Raw genomic sequence first — 17,154 nt, forward strand, 5'->3', positions numbered from 1 at the left:
CCGCTGTTAAGCACGCAACGTGGTTTTCGTCCACGGTGCGGTGTCCGGAGGGTTTCGTCAGCGGCGACCGCCTCGCGGGCACCGCCTCCCCGGGCTTCACCAGGACGAACCTCAACGACGATGCGGGCAAGGAGACTGTCGAGGAGGGCGCCCGCGAGGCGGTGCGCCTTGCGCTGCTCGGCCCGGACGGCCCGACGGGTACGTTCTCGCACGCAACACTCGGACAACTCCCGTGGTGACGGAGTCTCCTGGGCGCGCGCATCCAGGTTATGGGTCGCACGAAGGCGGCGCTCGACTCGGCACGTGATTCGCTGGCGTTGAAGACCTCGACCTTACCGTGGCGCTACGGTCCTGCCGCCCGCTTGTGCTTGCCCGGTCGATCGGGTAAGCGGGGACATGCGCTTCGGGCTCGGTAGCGGCGATGCTTCCAGGCTGCGAGAGGGCGCCGCCCGGTGGTATCGCCCCGCTTCGCTCGCGATCGCGCTGCACATCCTGATTCCGCTTCTCGCACACGTCGCTCGTCCCCTTCGCGCGGCGCGGACGGACGCGCCGGGTCACCTGCCTGGGGACGAGCAGCCGATCGAACTCCTCCTCGCCGAGCCGGCGCCGCGCGCCGCGGCCGCCAGTTCGCCGGCCGCTCCTCCCGGGGCGCCGTCGCTCGCTCTGTCGAGGCCGGGTCGCGGGACGGAGCGCGGAGGCTCGCGGCCGGTTGAGCCGACCACCCCATCACCGGACGCCGCCGCCGCGCCTCCCGCGCAGGCCGCGCCTCCCGCGCAGGCCGCGCCTCCCGCGCAGGCCGCGCCTCCCGCGCAGGCCGACGCCCGCAGCCCCGCCGTGCCTGACGAGTACGGCCCACCGCCGGATGCGCCGCGGTCTGCGGCGGCGCCAGGCCTCGGCGGCGCGCCCGTGTGGTCCATCCCCGGCGCGATCGGCCCGTCGGCCGCTGCGGCCGCCCCGAGCGCGCTCGGGCCGAGGAACGAATCGACCCCGGCGCGCTCGCCCGAGGCGGCGCCGCTGCCGTTTGCCGCCGCCCTCGCGAGCGACGTGCTCGACGCCGTGCGCCAGACGAGCACGCCGGTCGACGGCTCGGCGACGTTCGAAGTGCGACTCGATGCAAGTGGCAATCTCCTCGGCGTCCAGCTCAAAGGCAGCTCGGACGACCTCGCCTGGCGTCGGGCGGCTCGCGCCCTCAAGCAGCGCCTGGCGGGGAGATCGTTCCCATTGCCCGCATCCCTGTCCCGGGGGGCGACCGTCTACATCGATGTGACCTCGACTTTCGCTCACCCCTCGGGGGGCAAGGAGGTCGCGGAGCTCGAGGATTCCGTGCCGTTCGTGGCCTACACCGAAAGGAAGCCGCAGGACGGGACGAGCAACGCCGGCGACCTCTTCAGCGCTCCCGGGGGGGCGCTCGGCGCCACCTTGATCTTCGAGAGCGATGCCTCGAACCTCGCCACGAACAAGAAACGTCGGCTCAGGTCGCGCGTTCGTCTGGTTCCCGGCGTGTGACGGCAGAGACATCATGGGAGCCGCTCCCCTTCTCTCCGGGGGCTAGCGTGGACCACGACAAGACCCTTTCCATGCGCTTCAGCCGCCCGCGCCCGCCAGGCGGTCGAGCCACTCGCCGAGCAGGTGCCGCTCGGCCGGGGAGAGGGCGTCGGGCGCCTCGGCGAGCACGGCGCGCAGGGCCACGGCGCGCGCCGCCACCCGGCCCGCGCCGGGCGCCTCGTCGGGGGCGCCGTCGGACGTGGGGGCGACCGTGATGGCGGCGAGCACCGCGTCGCGCATGGCGCCCGAGAGCCGCGGGTCGCGCTCCTCGGGCGGGGTGGCGATGAGCGAGAGCGTCACCCCGCCCCCGGCGGCGGCGATCAGGCGCACGGCGTGGGGGACGCTCACCCGGAGCCGCCCCGCCTCGGCCGCGCGGGCCACGAGCCCGTGCAGGATCGCCTCGCCGTCGCGCACCACCGGCGCGTTGGCCGCCGAGGTCGGGTCGCTGTAGATGAGGGCGTACACGGCGGGGTTGGCGAGCCCGAAGGCGACGTGGAGGTCCCACCCGCGCCGCAGGTCCTCGATCGGGTCGTCGGCGCGCTCGCGGGTGGCCTTATGGCGCACGTACTCGGCGAACGTCTCGCGGGCGACAGCGTCGAGCAGCCCCCGCATGTCGCCGAACTGCCGGTAGATCGTGGGCGCCTGCACCCCCGCGGCCGCGCTCACCGCCCGGGTGGACACCGCCTCCCGCCCGCCGCGGGCCAGCAGCTCGGCCGCCGCCCGCACGATGCGCTCCCGCACGTCCATGGCCCGCTCGGTCATGTTATCGACGATAACATTTTTCTGTTCTCGGCATTGCGTTATTCTCCGCCGACGCTGTCTCGCGGGGAGCGCGGCGCGAAGAGGGGGTGCGAGACGTCGTGTCCCAGCCTGAGCCGCCCGAACGCTTGATAGGCGTCGTCGGATACGGCGATGTGCTGCGTGGCCCCATGGATGTCGCGAAAGTACTGCTGCAGCGGGCACGACGCGTAGAGCACGCTCGCGCCGGCGGCTCGGTAGGCGAACGTCGTGACCTCCGCAGCGACGTCGGTCGCGTGCGCGCCGGCGAGCCGGATGGCCGAGTGTTCCTCGATCGAGAGCGGCCCTCCCGCGTTGAATCGATCCCACACCGAGCCGATGACAGAGAAAGCATAGGCGCGCGTCGCCGCGAGCTTGGCCGCGGCGCGGCCCAGATCCATCTGAAAGGCCGGGGAGTCTGCCACCCTCGTCGACGTCCACATGTTCACCCGCCGTGACGCCATCGGGAGGAGCTCGTCGAGCGCACGCTGGGCCACGCCCAGCGCGAAGCCCACGTGCGCGGGCATGACGGAAGGGAGCGTCGGCAGCGAGAAGACCAGGCCGCCGCGCTGCGCGGGGGCGTTGGAGAACGGGAACGTGAGCTCCTCGGCGACGAAAGCGTCTTCCACCTGGTAGTGATCGCTCCCGGTCCCCCGCATTCCGGAGGTGTCCCACGTGTCCTCGATGCGCACGTGCTCGCGCTCGATGAGGAAGGTGATCAGCCCGGGCCCCTCGGCCGGCGGCTGCCCATCCTCCGGCGCGACGGCGGCGGAGGAGATGACCCATCCGGCGTGCCGAATGGCGCTCCCGAAGGCCCACCGCCCGCGGATCACGTAGCCGCCGGGGACCCGGCGCGCGACGCCCGCGGGCAAGAGGGCGCCGGCGACGATCGGGAAGCCGCGTTGAAACACGCGCTCGACGCCCGCGTCGGGCAGGTAAGCCCCCGCGCACGCGGCGGAGTACGCGTTGATGCTGAGCGACCACCCGGTGGCCGTGTCGATGCGCGCAGCCGCCTCGGCGATCTCCAGGTGGGTGAGCGGGTCGATCTCGTCGCCGCCGACCTCGCGAGGAGCGCACATCTTGAGGAGCCCGCTCGCGCGGAGCGCATCGACGACCGGGGGCGCGAGCGTGCGGCCCCTCTCGGAGTCGTCGGCATGGCGCAGCGCGATCTCCTTGATGCGCTCGACCTGGGCGAGGAGGTCGGCGCGCGCGGGGGAACGGTGAGAAGTGGACATGACGTGATCCTTTCCTGTGGGCGCCCCGCGGATGCACCCGAAGGCTGTGGGGCGCTGCCGGCCTCCATCGTGCTCCCACCGGCGTGCACCCGGCGCTCGCTCGAGAAATAGTCCGCAGGCCCGCTGCGGCTGACATGCTCCCCTCGAAAAGGATTCGATTGCAGTAACGCTAAAAAACAGAGCCGCTTCGCGAGGAGCACTGGATCGTGCCGGCGTGAGCGGCCTCCGAGGTGCGTCGATTCCTGCGCTCCCCGCGCCCTGGGTCGTGGCGGCGGGCCCGCCGCGCCGGCGCGGCGGGCCTCGCCCTCCGGGGGCTCATCGCGCCTCCGTCACCCTCGCGTGTAGCCCTGCACCGCCGCCGTCCTCGCCTCGGCGCTGTCGAGCGAGCGGATCACTCGAGCGGGGTTGCCGACGGCCAGCACGTCGGCCGGCAGATCCCGCGTCACGACATCGCCGGCGCCCACGACGGTGTTGTCCCCGATCGTCACCCCCGGCAGCACGATGACCATGGGGCCGAGCCACACGTTGTTGCCGATCGTGATGGGCTTGCCCTTCTCCCACCGCTGCCGCCGGGGCTCGGGCTCCACCGGGGGCGTCGCCGTGATCAGCTGCACGGCGTTCACCGACGTGCGGCCGTAACACCAGGCGCGGCAAGGAGGAGGAGACGGAGGGTAGAGGGAACGCGGGAGGGGGAGGGGGGCTGGGCCAGCGTCGGCGGCTCTCCAGGCTGGTCGCTTGGAGTCGGCGCTGGCCCGGAGGCGCTCGCGTCCAGGTCTCAGCGGCCGCAGCCGCGGTCGTGGTCGCGATCGTTGCGGTTGTCCTCGCAGTCAAGGTCGTCGCGGTGGGGGGCGCAGAGATAGCCGTTGTTGTACTTGTCGAGCTTCTCGGCCAGAGGCTCGCCGGTCGACCAAGGCGCGTTCCTGCTGCAGTTGTCCTTCACGTTGCTGCCGAGCGGGTACTTCTTGAGCCAGGCGTCGGCCTTGGCGATGGTGTCCTCGATGCAGCTCGACTGGTTGCCGATACCGACGTTGAGCTTGGCGACGATGAGGTGCTTCGCGATGATGTAGGTGACGTCGCCCCGCGTCGGACGGCTGATGATGTCGAGGAGCTGGGACTTCGTATATGTCTTGCCGCCGATGGTCAGCTTCGTGATCTTCCAGGCGCTCGGGTGGTTCTTCCAGTAGCCGGGGGAGCCGGTGCCGGGGGACGAGCACTTGCAGACGCCGCAGTCGGCCGCGCAGCTCGAGCAGTTCTCGACGCCCGCCTTGCAGACCCTATCGCCGCAGACCGGCGGGCAGGCGCCGCAGTCGGCCGCGCAGTTCGAGCAGGTCTCACCCGCCTCGCAGACGCCGCTGCCACAGACCGGCGGGCAGATGCCGCAGTCGCTCGGGCACTCGAGGCAGTTCTCGCCAGCCTCGCAGACGTCGTTGCCGCAGACCGCGGGGCAAGCGCCGCAGTCGCCAGTGCAGTTCGAGCAGTCCTCGCCGTTCTCGCAGACGTTGTTGCCGCAGACCGCGGGGCAGGCGCCGCAGTCGTCCGAGCAGGTGCCGCAGTCCTCGCCAGCCTCGCAGGTGCCGTTGCCGCAGACCGGCGGGCAGGCGCCGCAGTCGGCCGCGCAGGTGCTGCAGCTCTCGCTGGCGTCGCAGGTGCCGTCGCCGCAGACCGGCGGGCAGACGTCGCAGTCGGCGCTGCAGCTGCCGCAGTCCTCGCCGATCTCGCACGTGCCGTTGCCGCACTGGGGCGGGCAGACGCCGCAGTCGACGGCGCAGCTGGAACAGCTCTCGTCGCCGCCGCAGACGCCGTTGCCGCAGGAGAGACGGTAACCGAAGTCCGCGTCGAGGAGATCTTGTGCCCAGCCGAGCGAGACCACGCCCACGTTGTCGAGCCCGCCATCGGGGTCGGCCGTCGGCTCCTGACCGGTGAGCGGACCGCTCGTCATGAAGTTGTCGGGCGTGATGACCACCGAGTAGGTGCCCGCCGGGAGCGTGTCGAAGAGGTAGAAGCCGGGCTGGCCGGTGTAGGGGCTCGTGCCGGTGATGGTGAAGTCGATGAGCTGGGCCCCCTGGAAGAGCTCGACACGGACGCCGTTGACGCCGAGCTCGCCGGTCTCCGGCTCGTAGAGCCCGTCGGCGTCGCTGTCGAGCCAGACCGTGTCGCCGATCGACGAGTACGTCACATAGCCGAAGTCGGCGTTGGCCACGTTCTCGCCCACGTCGAGGGATACGCCGAGCGGCTCGTCGTCGCTGGTCAGGATGTGGCCGAGCGGGAGCGTCGCGTCGTCGACGTCGACGACGTAACAGCCCGCCTCGAGCTCGGTGAAGCGGTAGACGCCGTTCGCGCCGGTCACGGCCGTCTGGAGCACGGCGCTGTCGGCGACGCTGTCGCAGTTCGCGTCGCCGAAGAGGTCGACGACGACGCCGGAGATGCCGAGCTCGGAGGCGTCCTCGATGCCGTCCGCGTTCGCGTCGAACCACACCTTGTCGCCGATCGAGCCCTTCGGCGCCGTGTAACAGACCTCGAGGAGAGGGCGATAACCCATGTCGGAGTGGGCGCTGCCCTTGTACGACGTCTTCCCGCTGGCGCCCTCCTCGAGGAGGATCCCGTAGCTTGGTGCCGTCCCGTTCACCCAGTCCTGCACGATCCCGGTGAGGTCGACCGAGCTCCACCCGGTGACGTTGGGCACGAACGAGGTGAACGCGGCGGGGTCCATGCCGCCGAAGTTGTTCCACGTGACGACCTCCTCGCTCCAGGGGGCGAGCACCTGGTGGACGTACACGGTCTTCGCGGTGCTGGTGTACGTCAGGGCGTAGAACCTGGCCGACGTGACGAGAGAGCCGGCGGGGATGGGGCTCAGATCGAAGCGGAACAGGGCGCGCTTCTCGCCGACCGAGCTGGAGTACCCGGTGTTGACCTCGAAGGGGGATGGGACGTGGTAGCTCGGGGCGAGGCTCCAGATCTCGGCGTTGTAGACGTCGCCCAGGACACCCCGCTTGATCACGGTGCACGTGGGGGACGGAGCGGTGGTGTTGGCGAGGCTGGTGGCGGTGATGAACAGCGTGGCGAGCGCGGCAGAAGATGCGATTGCGAACTGCTTCATTGGTGGCTCCTTGAGGTCCTCACGGGTGAACCGTTGCTGGAGCGTCATCCGAATAGCAGGCACCATGACACACGGGTCAGGCGAGGTCGGTTTCGCGGGCTCCGGTCGGATTGAGCCCCGCGGGATGATCAGGATCAGATCAAGTACGCGGGTGCTTTTGCTTCGATCGGAGAGCGGATGCGCAAGGTGACAGTGTTCAAGTTAGCAACTCGAAGATGAAAGTGTCCAGATCTTTTTGGTGGCAGACACGAGAAAAGTATCTAGTTGTGTGGTGACAATTTTGGGGTCGTGCGGTGACGATTTTGGGCTTCTCGCGGCTGCTCGTGACCCGTGGAGACGAGCGCAGTCTGGCGCATCGAGTTCGATGACCAGATCACTCGCCAGCTCGACGGTCGGTGCGTAGCTCGCGGTTCGCGGGCGGCGCGCTAGAGCGACAAACGGGTTGAAGCTGCCTGAAAAGCGCAGAAATTCGAACCGCCAAGACGCCAAGGACGCCAAGAAGAGAATCCTATCTTGGCGTTCTTGGCGTCTTGGCGGTTCATCTCTCGCTTGATCAACGTGATCGGTGTCCTAGGCGTTCGGCGGTGCGCGGCGACGCCCAGCAGCCCTCTCCGACCCTTCGCAGGGGTCGAGGGACGAACAGGATCGGATCAGGTACGCGGGGGTGCCTGACGAGATTTGATGCAGAATGCGCACGGGACCATTTTTCAAGATAACGAAGCTTTACTTCGTCTGTCTAGGCCATTTTTGCGGCGTGAGCTTTTTTGTTTTGTGAGTCCGAAGACGCTCCGTTCGCGTTCGCGTTCGCGTTCGACGATCTCCTGCTCGAGGTCCTCGGACCGCGCCGCGGATACCCGGTCGTGACGAACTTCGACTGTTCCCACACCGTTCCGATGCTCACCATCGCGCAGATGTGCAGGCTCCGCGTGCGGGCCGACCCGGGGGACGGCGTCGAGGTGACCGCATGCGAGCCGATGGTGGAGGTCCGCTGAGCCCGGGGGGGCGCGGGCAGCGCGCCCGATCTGCGCGGGCGCGGCCAGATCTTGTGGAGCGCCGCGACCGGCAGATCCCTGGGAGCGCTGGCGGGATTTCTGACGCGCGGCTAGAGCTCCCGCATGCAAGCGCTGGATCTGAGCGCGGAACAGCTCGCCACCGCCGTCGGCGCGCGGCCCTTCGTGCTGCTCGCGCTGCTCATGACCGGGACGGTCGTGGCGCTGCTCGGGCTCGTCGCCGTCGCCCGCCTCTCCGAGCGCCACGCGCGCGCGCTGTGGGGGCGCGCCGTCCGGGCCTACCGCGCGGCGGCCGAGCACCCGGCCGTGCAGCGGTTCCCCGCGCTCGCGCGGGTGCTCCACGGGCTCTCCGCCGCCGAGTACCTCGTCATCCACCTCGCCCTCGGCCTCGCGCTCAGCATGGCCGCGCTCGTCTTCGTCGCGCTCGCGGAGGCGGTGAACGGGGGCGCGGCGATCGTGCAGGTCGACCTCGCGCTCGCCCGCGCGCTCCACGCGTCGTCGAGCAGCGCCGGCGTCGCGTCGCTCCGCGCCTTCACCTTCCTCGGCAGCGGCGCGGCGCTCACCGTCGTCGCGATCGTCGTGGCCGCGCTGCTGCTCCGGCGGCGGCACCGCGTCCTCGCGATCGGCTGGCTGATCGCGCTCGCCGGGGGCGGGCTCCTCAACTGGGCGCTCAAGGCCCTGTTCGAGCGGCAGCGGCCGACGTTCGCCGACCCGCTCGCGGTCGCCGCGGGGTGGAGCTTCCCGAGCGGCCACTCGATGGGCACGTTCATCACCTTCGGCATGCTCTCGTACCTCGGGCTCCTGTTCGTCCGGACGCCCCGCGCGCGCCTCTTGCTCGTCGCCTTCGCGCTTAGCTGGACCGTGGCCATGGGCTTCAGCCGGATGTACCTCGGCGTGCACTACCTCAGCGACGTGCTCGCCGGGTTCGCGGCAGGGAGCGTGTGGCTGGCCGCCTGCATCTCGGGGATCGAGGTAGCGCGGCGCAGGCCGCGCCGGGTCGACGACCAGCCGCTGGCCGACTGAGCGGCCGCCGCGCCGCCGGCGCGAGGGCCGCCGCCGCGGCTCACCGCTCGACGAGCACGAACCGCGTCCTGCCGTCCCGCCAGACGAGCAGCAGCACCGGCCGGTCGCCCGTCGCCTCGACCTCCTGCTTGAGCTGCTCGGGGCTCGTCACCGGCTTGCGGCTCGCCTCCAGGACGACGTCCCCCGGGCCGAGCCCCGCCCTCGCCGCGGGGCTGTCGGGGCTCAGCCCCACGACGAGCGCGCCCTTCACGTCGCCGGGGATCTCGAACCGCCGCCGCAGTTCGTCCGAGAGCGCGGCGACGTCGATCCCGAGCGCGCCCGACGCCGCCGGCGCCGGCGCGGGCTCTTCCGGCCGCGGCTCCGGCAGCTCGTCGAGCGTGGCGGTGAGCGTGAGGCTCTTGCCGTCGCGGAGCACGCGCAGCTCCACCCGGGTGCCCGGCTTCGCCTCGGCGATGCGCATCCGCAGGTCGCGGCCGTCGGACAGGTGCTCGCCGCGCAGCGCGACCACGACGTCGCCGCGCCGGAGGCCGGCCTTCTCGGCGGCGCCCCCCGCGGACACGTCGCTGACCACGGCGCCGCGCGTGTCCGGCGGGAGCCCGAGCGCCTCGGCGAGCGCGGGCGAGACGTCCTGGATCGCGACGCCGAGCGCGCCGCGGATCACGCGGCCGTGCTCCAGGATCTGCTCCATCACCGCGCGGGCGAGCTTCGACGGCACGGCGAACCCGATCCCCTGGTTGCCCTGCCCGCCGCGCGCGAGGATGGCCGTGTTGATGCCGATGAGCTCCCCCGCCATGTTGACGAGCGCGCCCCCCGAGTTGCCCGGGTTGATGGCCGCGTCGGTCTGGAGGAAGTCCTCGTAGTCGACGATGCCCATGTTGCCGCGGCCGACGGCGCTGATGATCCCCTGGGTGACGGTCTGGCCGATGCCGAACGGGTTCCCGATCGCGAGGGCGAAGTCGCCGACGCGCGCCGCGTCCGAGTCGCCGAACGCCGCGAAGGCGAACTCGCCCCCGTCGAGCTTCAGCACCGCGACGTCGGTCTTCGCGTCCACGCCCACGACCGACGCCTTCATCTCCGGCCTGCCCGGCAGCGCGACGCGCACCTGACTCGCGCCCTCGACCACGTGCGCGTTGGTGATCACGTGCCCCTCGCGCGACACGATCACGCCCGAGCCGAGGCTCTGCTCGCGCTGCACGCGCGGCGCCGGCGGCGGCTGTCCGTCCCGCCCGGCGCCCCCCTCCGGCCCGAAGAAGTCGCGGAAGAACGGATCCGAGAAGAACGGGGTGCGCTCCGGGGTCGGCGGGCGGACGAACCGCACGGAGGAGATGTTCACGACGGCGGCGCTCACGCGCGACACGATCGGCGCGAAGCCCTCCTGGAGAGAGAGCGCCTGGCGGGCGTCGGGCGGCACGTCGAGCGGCCCCGGCGCCGGCGCGGCGGCCTCGCCGCGCACCTCGCCCTGGTGTCGCTGCTCCGACCGGTCGAGGCAGCCGAGCGGAAGCGCCATGATCACCGCGAGAGGGAGCGCCCAGCGTGCGTGCATGCCGGCGGCTCCATTCATGTCCCGTGCCCCGCGCGGCGTGGATGAGCTGGCCTGAGCCCGACCGGAGCGGCGCCATCCGCCGCCATCCTCCGCGGGGCTCCGCGGAGGACAGGCGATCACGGCAGGTCCGCGCCGCGGCCGTCGGGGCGTTTTGTCGCAGGCTCTCCTCGCCGCCCGAAGCACTGTGGCGCGATCGCCGCGTCACGGCGGGCGCGCCGGCTCGCTCGCGTCCGGCGGCTCCATCGCGGCGCGAGGTCCCCCGAGCTTCACGACCGCATCGCTCCGCGGCGAATCCAGACAGCATGGTTGATCCGCGGCGCGCGGCGAGATGTCAAGACCTGTCACGGCCAGAGCCCCGGCGCGCTCGTGCTGACATGACGTTGTGATACCGAGTCGCACCTCGCGTCGCGTCAGGGCGCGTCATGCGTTCGCGGCGCCTCGCGCGGTCCCGGCATGACGCCGGACGCGCGTCGAACGCGTTGAACACGCGCCCAACACGCAGAACACGCGCACCGAGCCCAGCAGGCTGAAGGCTGGATGCTGAAGGCAGGATAACGAGAGCAATGTCCCGACGGGCATTTTCCACCTGGAGGCCTGGTGGCTCTTCGCGATAAAGTGCACGCCGATGCCGTTTGCCTCCGAAGAGCGCAACGCGCGTCATCGAGGTGGGTCGTGGGTTTGAGAACCTCTTATCTGGCTTTGATGGTGGGATTGCTCCAGGTGACAGCCGCCTGCGGCGGGGACGTCTCGTCCTCTGGCTCGGCCGGCACCGAGAGCGGGTCGAGCTCCGGCAGCGGCTCCGGCGGCGGGCCCGGCTCCGGAGGGGCCGGCGGTGAGCCCGAGTTCACGGTCGGCAGCGGCGTCGGGCTGAACGGCGGCGGCGGCGCCGGGCCGGACCCCTGCGACTTCGCCGAGCCGCCGCCCGAGTGTTTTCTGCCGCCCGACCCCGCCTGCGGCGACGGCGAGCGGAACCAGGACAGCGAGGCCTGCGACGACGGCAACACGCTCCCCGGCGACGGCTGCTCCGGTCAGTGCCAGGTCGAGCCGTACTGGGAGTGTACGACCCCCGGTGAGCCCTGCGTGATCACCATCGCGTGCGGCGACGGCATCCTCCATCCCGGCGAGTTCTGCGACGACGGCAACACCGCCGACGGCGACGGCTGCAGCGCCGATTGCTACTTCGTCGACTCCTCGCACGTCTGTCCGCGGCCGGGCGAGCCGTGCATCCTGCTCTACAAATGCGGCGACGGCCGCGTGAACGGCTCGGAGGAGTGCGACGACGGCGACGACCCGCCCGCGTCCGGCGACGGCTGCGACGTCGCGTGCAAGCGCGAGGAGGGGTATCAGTGCAGCCGCCCCGGCCAGGCGTGCACCCGGCTCCCCGTCTGCGGCAACGGCGCCAAGGAGACCGGCGAGGGGTGCGACGACGGCAACACGGCGAGCGGCGACGGCTGCTCGAGCCTGTGCCGGCAAGAGCCCTATTACTCCTGCCCGACCCCCGGCTCGCCCTGCGAGCTGCTGATCGAGTGCGGCGACGGCGAGGTGCAGCCGGGAGAGCTGTGCGACGACGGCAACACCGCGGACGGCGACGGCTGCAGCGCCGATTGCCAGGTGCGGGACCCGTCGTACGTTTGCCCCGAGCCGGGCGAGCCCTGCCTGCTCCTCTACCGGTGCGGCGACGGCCGCGTGAACGGCAGCGAGCAGTGCGACGACGGCGAGGCCGTGCCGGACAGCGGCGACGGCTGCACCGCGGACTGCCGGCTCGAGGAGGGCTGGGTCTGCAGGCCTGGCCAGCCCTGCACGCGAAGGACGTTTTGCGGCGACGGCGCGGTGCAGGCCGGCGAGCAGTGCGACGACGGCGGCGGCGCGTCGCCCGAGGGCGGCGACGGCTGCACCGCGCAGTGCAAGATCGAACTCGGCTGGACGTGCCCGCCGGGCGGCGGCGCGTGTACCCCGCCCCCGGCGCCGGTCTGCGGCGACGGCGTGATCGGCGGCGCCGAGGTCTGCGACGACGGAGAGCGCCCGCCGGCGAGCGGCGACGGCTGCAGCGCCGACTGCCGGACCGTCGAGCCGGGGTGGGACTGCTCGCGCGTCGGGTTCCCCTGCAAGACGGTCTGCGGCGACGGGATCAAGCTCGGCGCCGAGCAGTGCGACGACGGCGACGCCTTCGGCGGCGACGGCTGCGACGAGACCTGCAAGATCGAGCCTGGCCGGGTGTGCACCGACAGCCGGCCCCAGGACTGCAGGGGCTTCTCCGTCTGCGGCGACGGCGTCCGCGAGGGCACCGAGGTGTGCGACGACGGCAACGGCAACTGGCGCGACGGCTGCACGCCGGATTGCAAGCGCGAGCCGACCTGCGCCGGCGGGGCCTGCACCTCGCAGTGCGGCGACGGCATCCTCCTGCCCGGCGATGCCAGCGAGCAGTGCGACGACGGCAACACCGCGAGCGGCGACGGCTGCTCCGCGACGTGCAGGATCGAGGCCGGCTACGTCTGCTCGGTGGCGCCCACCGAGATGCGGCTGCCGATGGTCATCCGCGACTTCATCGGCTGGTGCCCGGAGAGCTACACCGCGGGCACGAGCAACTCCGCGTGCGACGCCAACCTGACGGACTCCATCACGGGGCACTTCGATTTCGAGATCACCCCCGACGGCGCGCAGACCGACGGCACCGTGCAGGCGACGCTCGACGCCGACGGCAAGCCGGTGAACGCGTACGGCGCCGGCTTCTTCACGCCGAGCGCCGCGAACGGCTGGACCTCGGGGCAGAACAACTTCCGGTGGTGGTACCGGGACAACCCCAGCTACAACCGGACGCTCGTCACCACGATCGAGCTGACCGACGCGGGCAGCGGCAGGTACGTTTACCAGCGGAACCCGTTCTGGCCGGTGGACACCGACCCGCCCGGCGCCGATCCCGCGCTCGACAGCCTCGTCGCCGACGGGCTCGAGAGGACGCGCGACAGCGGACACAACTTCTACTTCACGAGCGAGATCCGGTACTGGTTCCAGTTCAACCCGGACACCACCGCGAGCAACAACCCGGTGCTCACCTTCTACGGTGACGACGACGTCTGGGTGTTCATCAAGAACACGCTGACCGCGGACATCGGCGGCATCCACCAGCGCAACCAGGAGAGCGTCACCATCCTCGACAACGGCGACGCCCGCGTGACCCCCTGCGCCGAGAGCAACTGCCCGGCGCGCGCCGCGTACAACGTCGACCTCAACCTCGAGGCGGGCAAGGTCTACGAGATCGTCGTGTTCCAGGCCGAGCGCCACGTCACCGGCTCGAACTACCAGCTCACGCTGGCGGGCTTCAGCGCCGGCACGTCGGTCTGCACGCCGCAGTGCGGGGTCGACCCGCCGGTGTTGACGCCCGGGGAGGAGTGCGACGACGGCAGCGACAACGGCACGGGCTACGGCAAGTGCAACAACTGCCAGCTCGGGGCCTATTGCGGCGACGGCGTCAGGAACGGCCCGGAGCAGTGCGACAACGGCGTCAACAACAGCATGTACGCCAACGCGTCCGGGGCCTGCGCGCCCGGGTGCGTGAACCCGCCCCGCTGCGGTGACGGCTCGGTCAACGCCCCGTACGAGGCGTGCGACCTCGGCGCCGGCAACACGGCGAGCGGCTACGGCGGCTGCACGACCTCGTGCGAGATCGGGCCGTCGTGCGGCGACGGCGCGGTCAACGGCACCGAGCAGTGCGACGACGGCAGGAACGACGGCTTCTACGGCACCTGCAACCCGAACTGCACGCGCGCCCCGCGGTGCGGCGACAGCCGCGTCGACGAGGAGTGGGGCGAGGAGTGCGACGACCCGGCCGACCCGAACTGCGTGGCCTGCCAGCTCGGGGCCCACTGCGGCGACGCGGTGGTGCAGGCGAGCTACGGCGAGGAGTGCGACGACGGCATCAACAACGGCGGCTACGGCGAGTGCGCCCCCATGTGCCTGTACGGGCCGCGCTGCGGCGACGGCGTGGTGCAGCCCGACGAGGAGGCCTGCGACCTCGGCGAGGGCAGCAACACCGGCGCGTACAACGGGTGCGATCAGCGCTGCTCGTACGGGCCGTACTGCGGTGACGGCGTCAGGAACGGCCCCGAGACCTGCGACGACGGCGTGAACGACGGCTTCTACGGCAGCTGCTTCCCGGACTGCTCGCCGGCGGCCCGGTGCGGAGACAGCAACATCGACGAGGAGTGGGGCGAGCAGTGCGACCCGCCCAACGCGGCGACCGGCTGCAGCGACAACTGCCGCCTCGGCGCCCAGTGCGGCGACTCGGTGGTGCAGGCCAACCTCGGCGAGCAGTGCGACGACGGCGTGAACGACGGCGGCTACGGCGAGTGCGGCCCGCAGTGCAAGTACGGGCCGCGCTGCGGCGACGGCATCCGCAACGGCACCGAGCAGTGCGACGACGGCGACGGCAACAACACCGGCGGCTACGGCAAGTGCGCGCCGGGCTGCATCTACGGGCCGTACTGCGGCGACGGCCAGCGGCAGGCCCTCTACGAGGAGTGCGACGACGGGAACAACAGGAGCGGCGACGGCTGCAGCTCGGCCTGCGAGTACGACAGCCAGCCCCGCTAGTCGGACGACCGGGTGAGCGGAGCGGCGCGCGCCGCCCGCTCCCCTCAGCCGCGCCGCCCGCTCCGTCAGCCGCGCGCCTCCCGCCTCTGGGGCGCGCCTCCCGCCCCCTCCGCCGCGTCCCCCACCTCTCCATCGCGCCTCCCGCCACCTCGACCGCGCCCCCTCGGCGCGCGACCGCGGGAGCGCCCCGGCTCAGGGCGCCTCCGGGCTCCTCGGCCGCACCGTGGTCTCCCCCGGCGGCTTCTCCAGGAGGGGCGGCCCCGCGACGGGCAGCCAGATCTCGAAGACCGCGCCCCCCTTCTGGGCCTTCCGGTAGCTGATCTCCCCGCCGTGCTCGAACACGATCCGCTGCGCGATCGCGAGCCCGAGCCCCGTCCCCTTCTCCTTGCTGGTCGCGTACGGCTCGAACAGGCGCGGCACCATGCCCTCCGCCACGCCGGGCCCGTTGTCGCGCACCACGATCCGCACGCGGTCGTTCGGCAGCGGGCCGATCGTCACCGAGACGCGCGGGTCGCGCCGGACCGCGCCCGCCGCGTCGAGCCCGTTCTGGACCAGGTTCGTGAGCACCTGGATCAGCTGGTCCCGGTCCGCGGAGACCTTCGGGATCGGCTCGGCCACGAGCTCCACGCGCGGCGGCGCCGCCGCGCCCGCCCCGCGCGTCTCGGTGACGACCGCCTCGCCCGACGCCGGCGCCGCGTGCAGCGTCACCACCCCGCGCGCGATCGCCACGAGATCGACGGGCTCCAGGTTGGGCGGCGGCAGGCGCGCGAACCGGGTGAACTCGGTCACGATGTTCGCGATCCGGTGCACCTCGTTCAGCACCGTCGACGTCGCCTCCTCGAAGTAGTCGTCGAACGCGGGGTCCTCGCGCTGCCGCAGCCGCCGCAGCGTCTCCACCGCCGCCCGGATCGGCGCGAGCGGGTTCTTGATCTCGTGGGCGATCTGGCGCGCTACCTCGCGCCGCGCCGCGATGCGCTCGGTCGCCGCCAGGCGCTTGCGCATCGCCGCGAGCTCGTCGATCGTCGCGTTGAACGCCGCCGCCAGATCCGCGATCTCTCGCCCGCCGCGCCCCTCCACCCGCCGCGGCGCGCCGCTCATGACCTCGCGCGTCTCGTGGGCCAGCGCCACGAGCGGCCGCGACAGGCTGCGCGCCAGCACCACCGCGATCGCGAGGGCGATCGCCAGCACCGTCGCGCCGGTCAGCGCGATCGAGCGGTCCAGCCGGGCCAGCGCCTGCCGCAGCGGGTCGCGCGACACCGAGGCGACCACGTCGAGGCCCGGGACCTCCGGGAAGTGCAGGACGCGCGCCACCTCCGCCTCGCTGCTCCGGGGAGCCGGCTGCCCCTCGCGCGCCGCGGTGAGCCGCACGTCGTACGCGTCGCCGATCCGCGCGAGCACCGGGCCGATCCGCCGCGCGCCCACGAGGCCGAGCGTGACCCCGTGGCTCGACAGGGCGCAGTGGACCTCCAGCGACGGCTCGCCCCCCGCCTTCGCCGGCCGGAGCCGCGGCGCGCCCCCGGGCGCCTTGATCAGCTCCGACAGCCGCGCGTCGCGGGCGCCGATGCGCGCGGCGTCCTCGGCCCCGAGGACGCTCCCGTTGCCCGCCACGAGCGAGAGCTCGTCGAGGCGCAGCGCCTTGGCCTGGCTCGGGACCTGCCGGCGGATCGCGATGCGGCTCGACGGATCCATGGCGTCCGGGTCGCCCTTGGCCCGCTCGAGCTCGACGTGGGCCTTGTCGACGAACGTGTCGTGCTGGCAGAGCGGCGGCAGGAGAGCGCCCAGGGCGTCGGCCTCCCACGCGAGCTGCTGCCGGACGCCGGCGTGCGCCGCGTCGATCCGGTCGGCGAAGCCGCTCTCGATGATCTCCCGCGACGCCTCGCGCAGGGTCAGCCCGACGAACGCCGTCGCGATGATCGCGACGAGCCCGAAGGCGAGCAGGAGGCGAGCGGCGAGGGGCATGGCGGGGGCCGTGACAGCCGGCCGGCCGCGAGGCCGCCCCGGCCGCCAGGACGGCCGGGCGGCCGCCGCGGTCCGCGGCGGTGGTGGGTCTCGATACGATGTCGATGGTAGAGGAATCTTCGGCCGCGCCGAGCCCTCCGCGCCGCGGTCCTTCTCCGGCGCGGTCTCCGTGGATACGCCATCGGCCCGCGGTCGTCCAAGTTCGCGGCTTTTCCCCCAGCCGCGCGGGCCCGCCCCTGCGCCTCTGGCCAGGAGGTCTCGGTCCGCTGCTCGCCTGCCCTCGGCGGCTCACCGCGCTTCTGCCGCGCGCTCTCCTTGCACCGGGGGGCACTCGCCTCTTACGCTCGGTCGTCCTCCGAGGTCGTCGGGTGCGCG

General features: G+C 72.2%; 9 protein-coding genes and 2 pseudogenes. 5 read left to right on the forward strand and 6 right to left on the reverse strand.

Features of this window, described 5'->3' with window-relative positions; translation table 11 throughout:
* Window positions 1–83: 83 nt before the first annotated feature.
* A pseudogene (locus WME85_RS52130) lies at window positions 84–239 on the forward strand (dehydrogenase); the annotation flags it as partial.
* Between the two features lie 595 nt (window positions 240–834).
* Window positions 835–1,506, forward strand: coding sequence for a hypothetical protein (locus WME85_RS52135; RefSeq protein ID WP_437833133.1), 672 nt, complete (start codon window positions 835–837; stop codon window positions 1,504–1,506).
* A 78-nt stretch (window positions 1,507–1,584) separates the two neighbouring features.
* Here the strand turns inward: WME85_RS52135 and WME85_RS52140 are convergent, their stop codons facing one another.
* The 4 genes and pseudogenes from WME85_RS52140 to WME85_RS52155 all read right to left on the reverse strand — a co-directional run bounded on the left by WME85_RS52140 (window position 1,585) and on the right by WME85_RS52155 (window position 6,654).
* Window positions 1,585–2,307 (reverse strand): TetR/AcrR family transcriptional regulator, encoded by a 723-nt coding sequence (locus WME85_RS52140; protein WP_437833136.1) that lies wholly within the window; start codon window positions 2,305–2,307, stop codon window positions 1,585–1,587.
* Window positions 2,308–2,345: 38 nt separating this feature from the next.
* Window positions 2,346–3,557: an acyl-CoA dehydrogenase family protein gene (locus tag WME85_RS52145; RefSeq protein WP_437833139.1), complete on the reverse strand. Its 1,212-nt coding sequence runs from the start codon at window positions 3,555–3,557 to the stop codon at window positions 2,346–2,348.
* A gap of 329 nt (window positions 3,558–3,886) precedes the next feature.
* Window positions 3,887–4,171: pseudogene (locus WME85_RS52150) on the reverse strand (DapH/DapD/GlmU-related protein); the annotation flags it as partial.
* Between the two features lie 161 nt (window positions 4,172–4,332).
* Window positions 4,333–6,654, reverse strand: a complete 2,322-nt coding sequence (locus tag WME85_RS52155; RefSeq protein WP_437833142.1) for an SdrD B-like domain-containing protein — start codon at window positions 6,652–6,654, stop codon at window positions 4,333–4,335.
* Window positions 6,655–7,418: 764 nt separating this feature from the next.
* On the opposite strand from WME85_RS52155, the gene WME85_RS52160 reads away from it, so the two are divergent.
* Together WME85_RS52160 and WME85_RS52165 are read left to right on the forward strand one after the other, a co-directional pair.
* The gene (locus WME85_RS52160) at window positions 7,419–7,646 is read left to right on the forward strand and encodes a hypothetical protein (protein WP_437833144.1); all 228 of its coding nucleotides are present in this window, start codon (window positions 7,419–7,421) and stop codon (window positions 7,644–7,646) included.
* A gap of 123 nt (window positions 7,647–7,769) precedes the next feature.
* Window positions 7,770–8,687 (forward strand): phosphatase PAP2 family protein, encoded by a 918-nt coding sequence (locus tag WME85_RS52165; RefSeq protein ID WP_437833146.1) that lies wholly within the window; start codon window positions 7,770–7,772, stop codon window positions 8,685–8,687.
* Between the two features lie 40 nt (window positions 8,688–8,727).
* On the opposite strand, the gene WME85_RS52170 is transcribed toward WME85_RS52165, so the two are convergent.
* A complete protein-coding gene (locus WME85_RS52170; protein ID WP_437833149.1) occupies window positions 8,728–10,230 on the reverse strand; it encodes a DegQ family serine endoprotease in 1,503 nt (500 codons plus the stop codon).
* A 702-nt stretch (window positions 10,231–10,932) separates the two neighbouring features.
* Between WME85_RS52170 and WME85_RS52175 the strand changes: the two genes are divergently transcribed.
* Complete coding sequence (locus WME85_RS52175; RefSeq protein WP_437833151.1) at window positions 10,933–14,820, forward strand: DUF4215 domain-containing protein; 3,888 nt, start codon at window positions 10,933–10,935, stop codon at window positions 14,818–14,820.
* Window positions 14,821–15,012: 192 nt separating this feature from the next.
* Here the strand turns inward: WME85_RS52175 and WME85_RS52180 are convergent, their stop codons facing one another.
* Complete coding sequence (locus tag WME85_RS52180; RefSeq protein ID WP_437833154.1) at window positions 15,013–16,779, reverse strand: sensor histidine kinase; 1,767 nt, start codon at window positions 16,777–16,779, stop codon at window positions 15,013–15,015.
* Window positions 16,780–17,154 lie beyond the last annotated feature (375 nt).

Source organism: Sorangium sp. So ce1153 (assembly GCF_051521595.1).
In the GTDB taxonomy this organism is placed as follows: domain Bacteria; phylum Myxococcota_A; class Polyangia; order Polyangiales; family Polyangiaceae; genus Sorangium.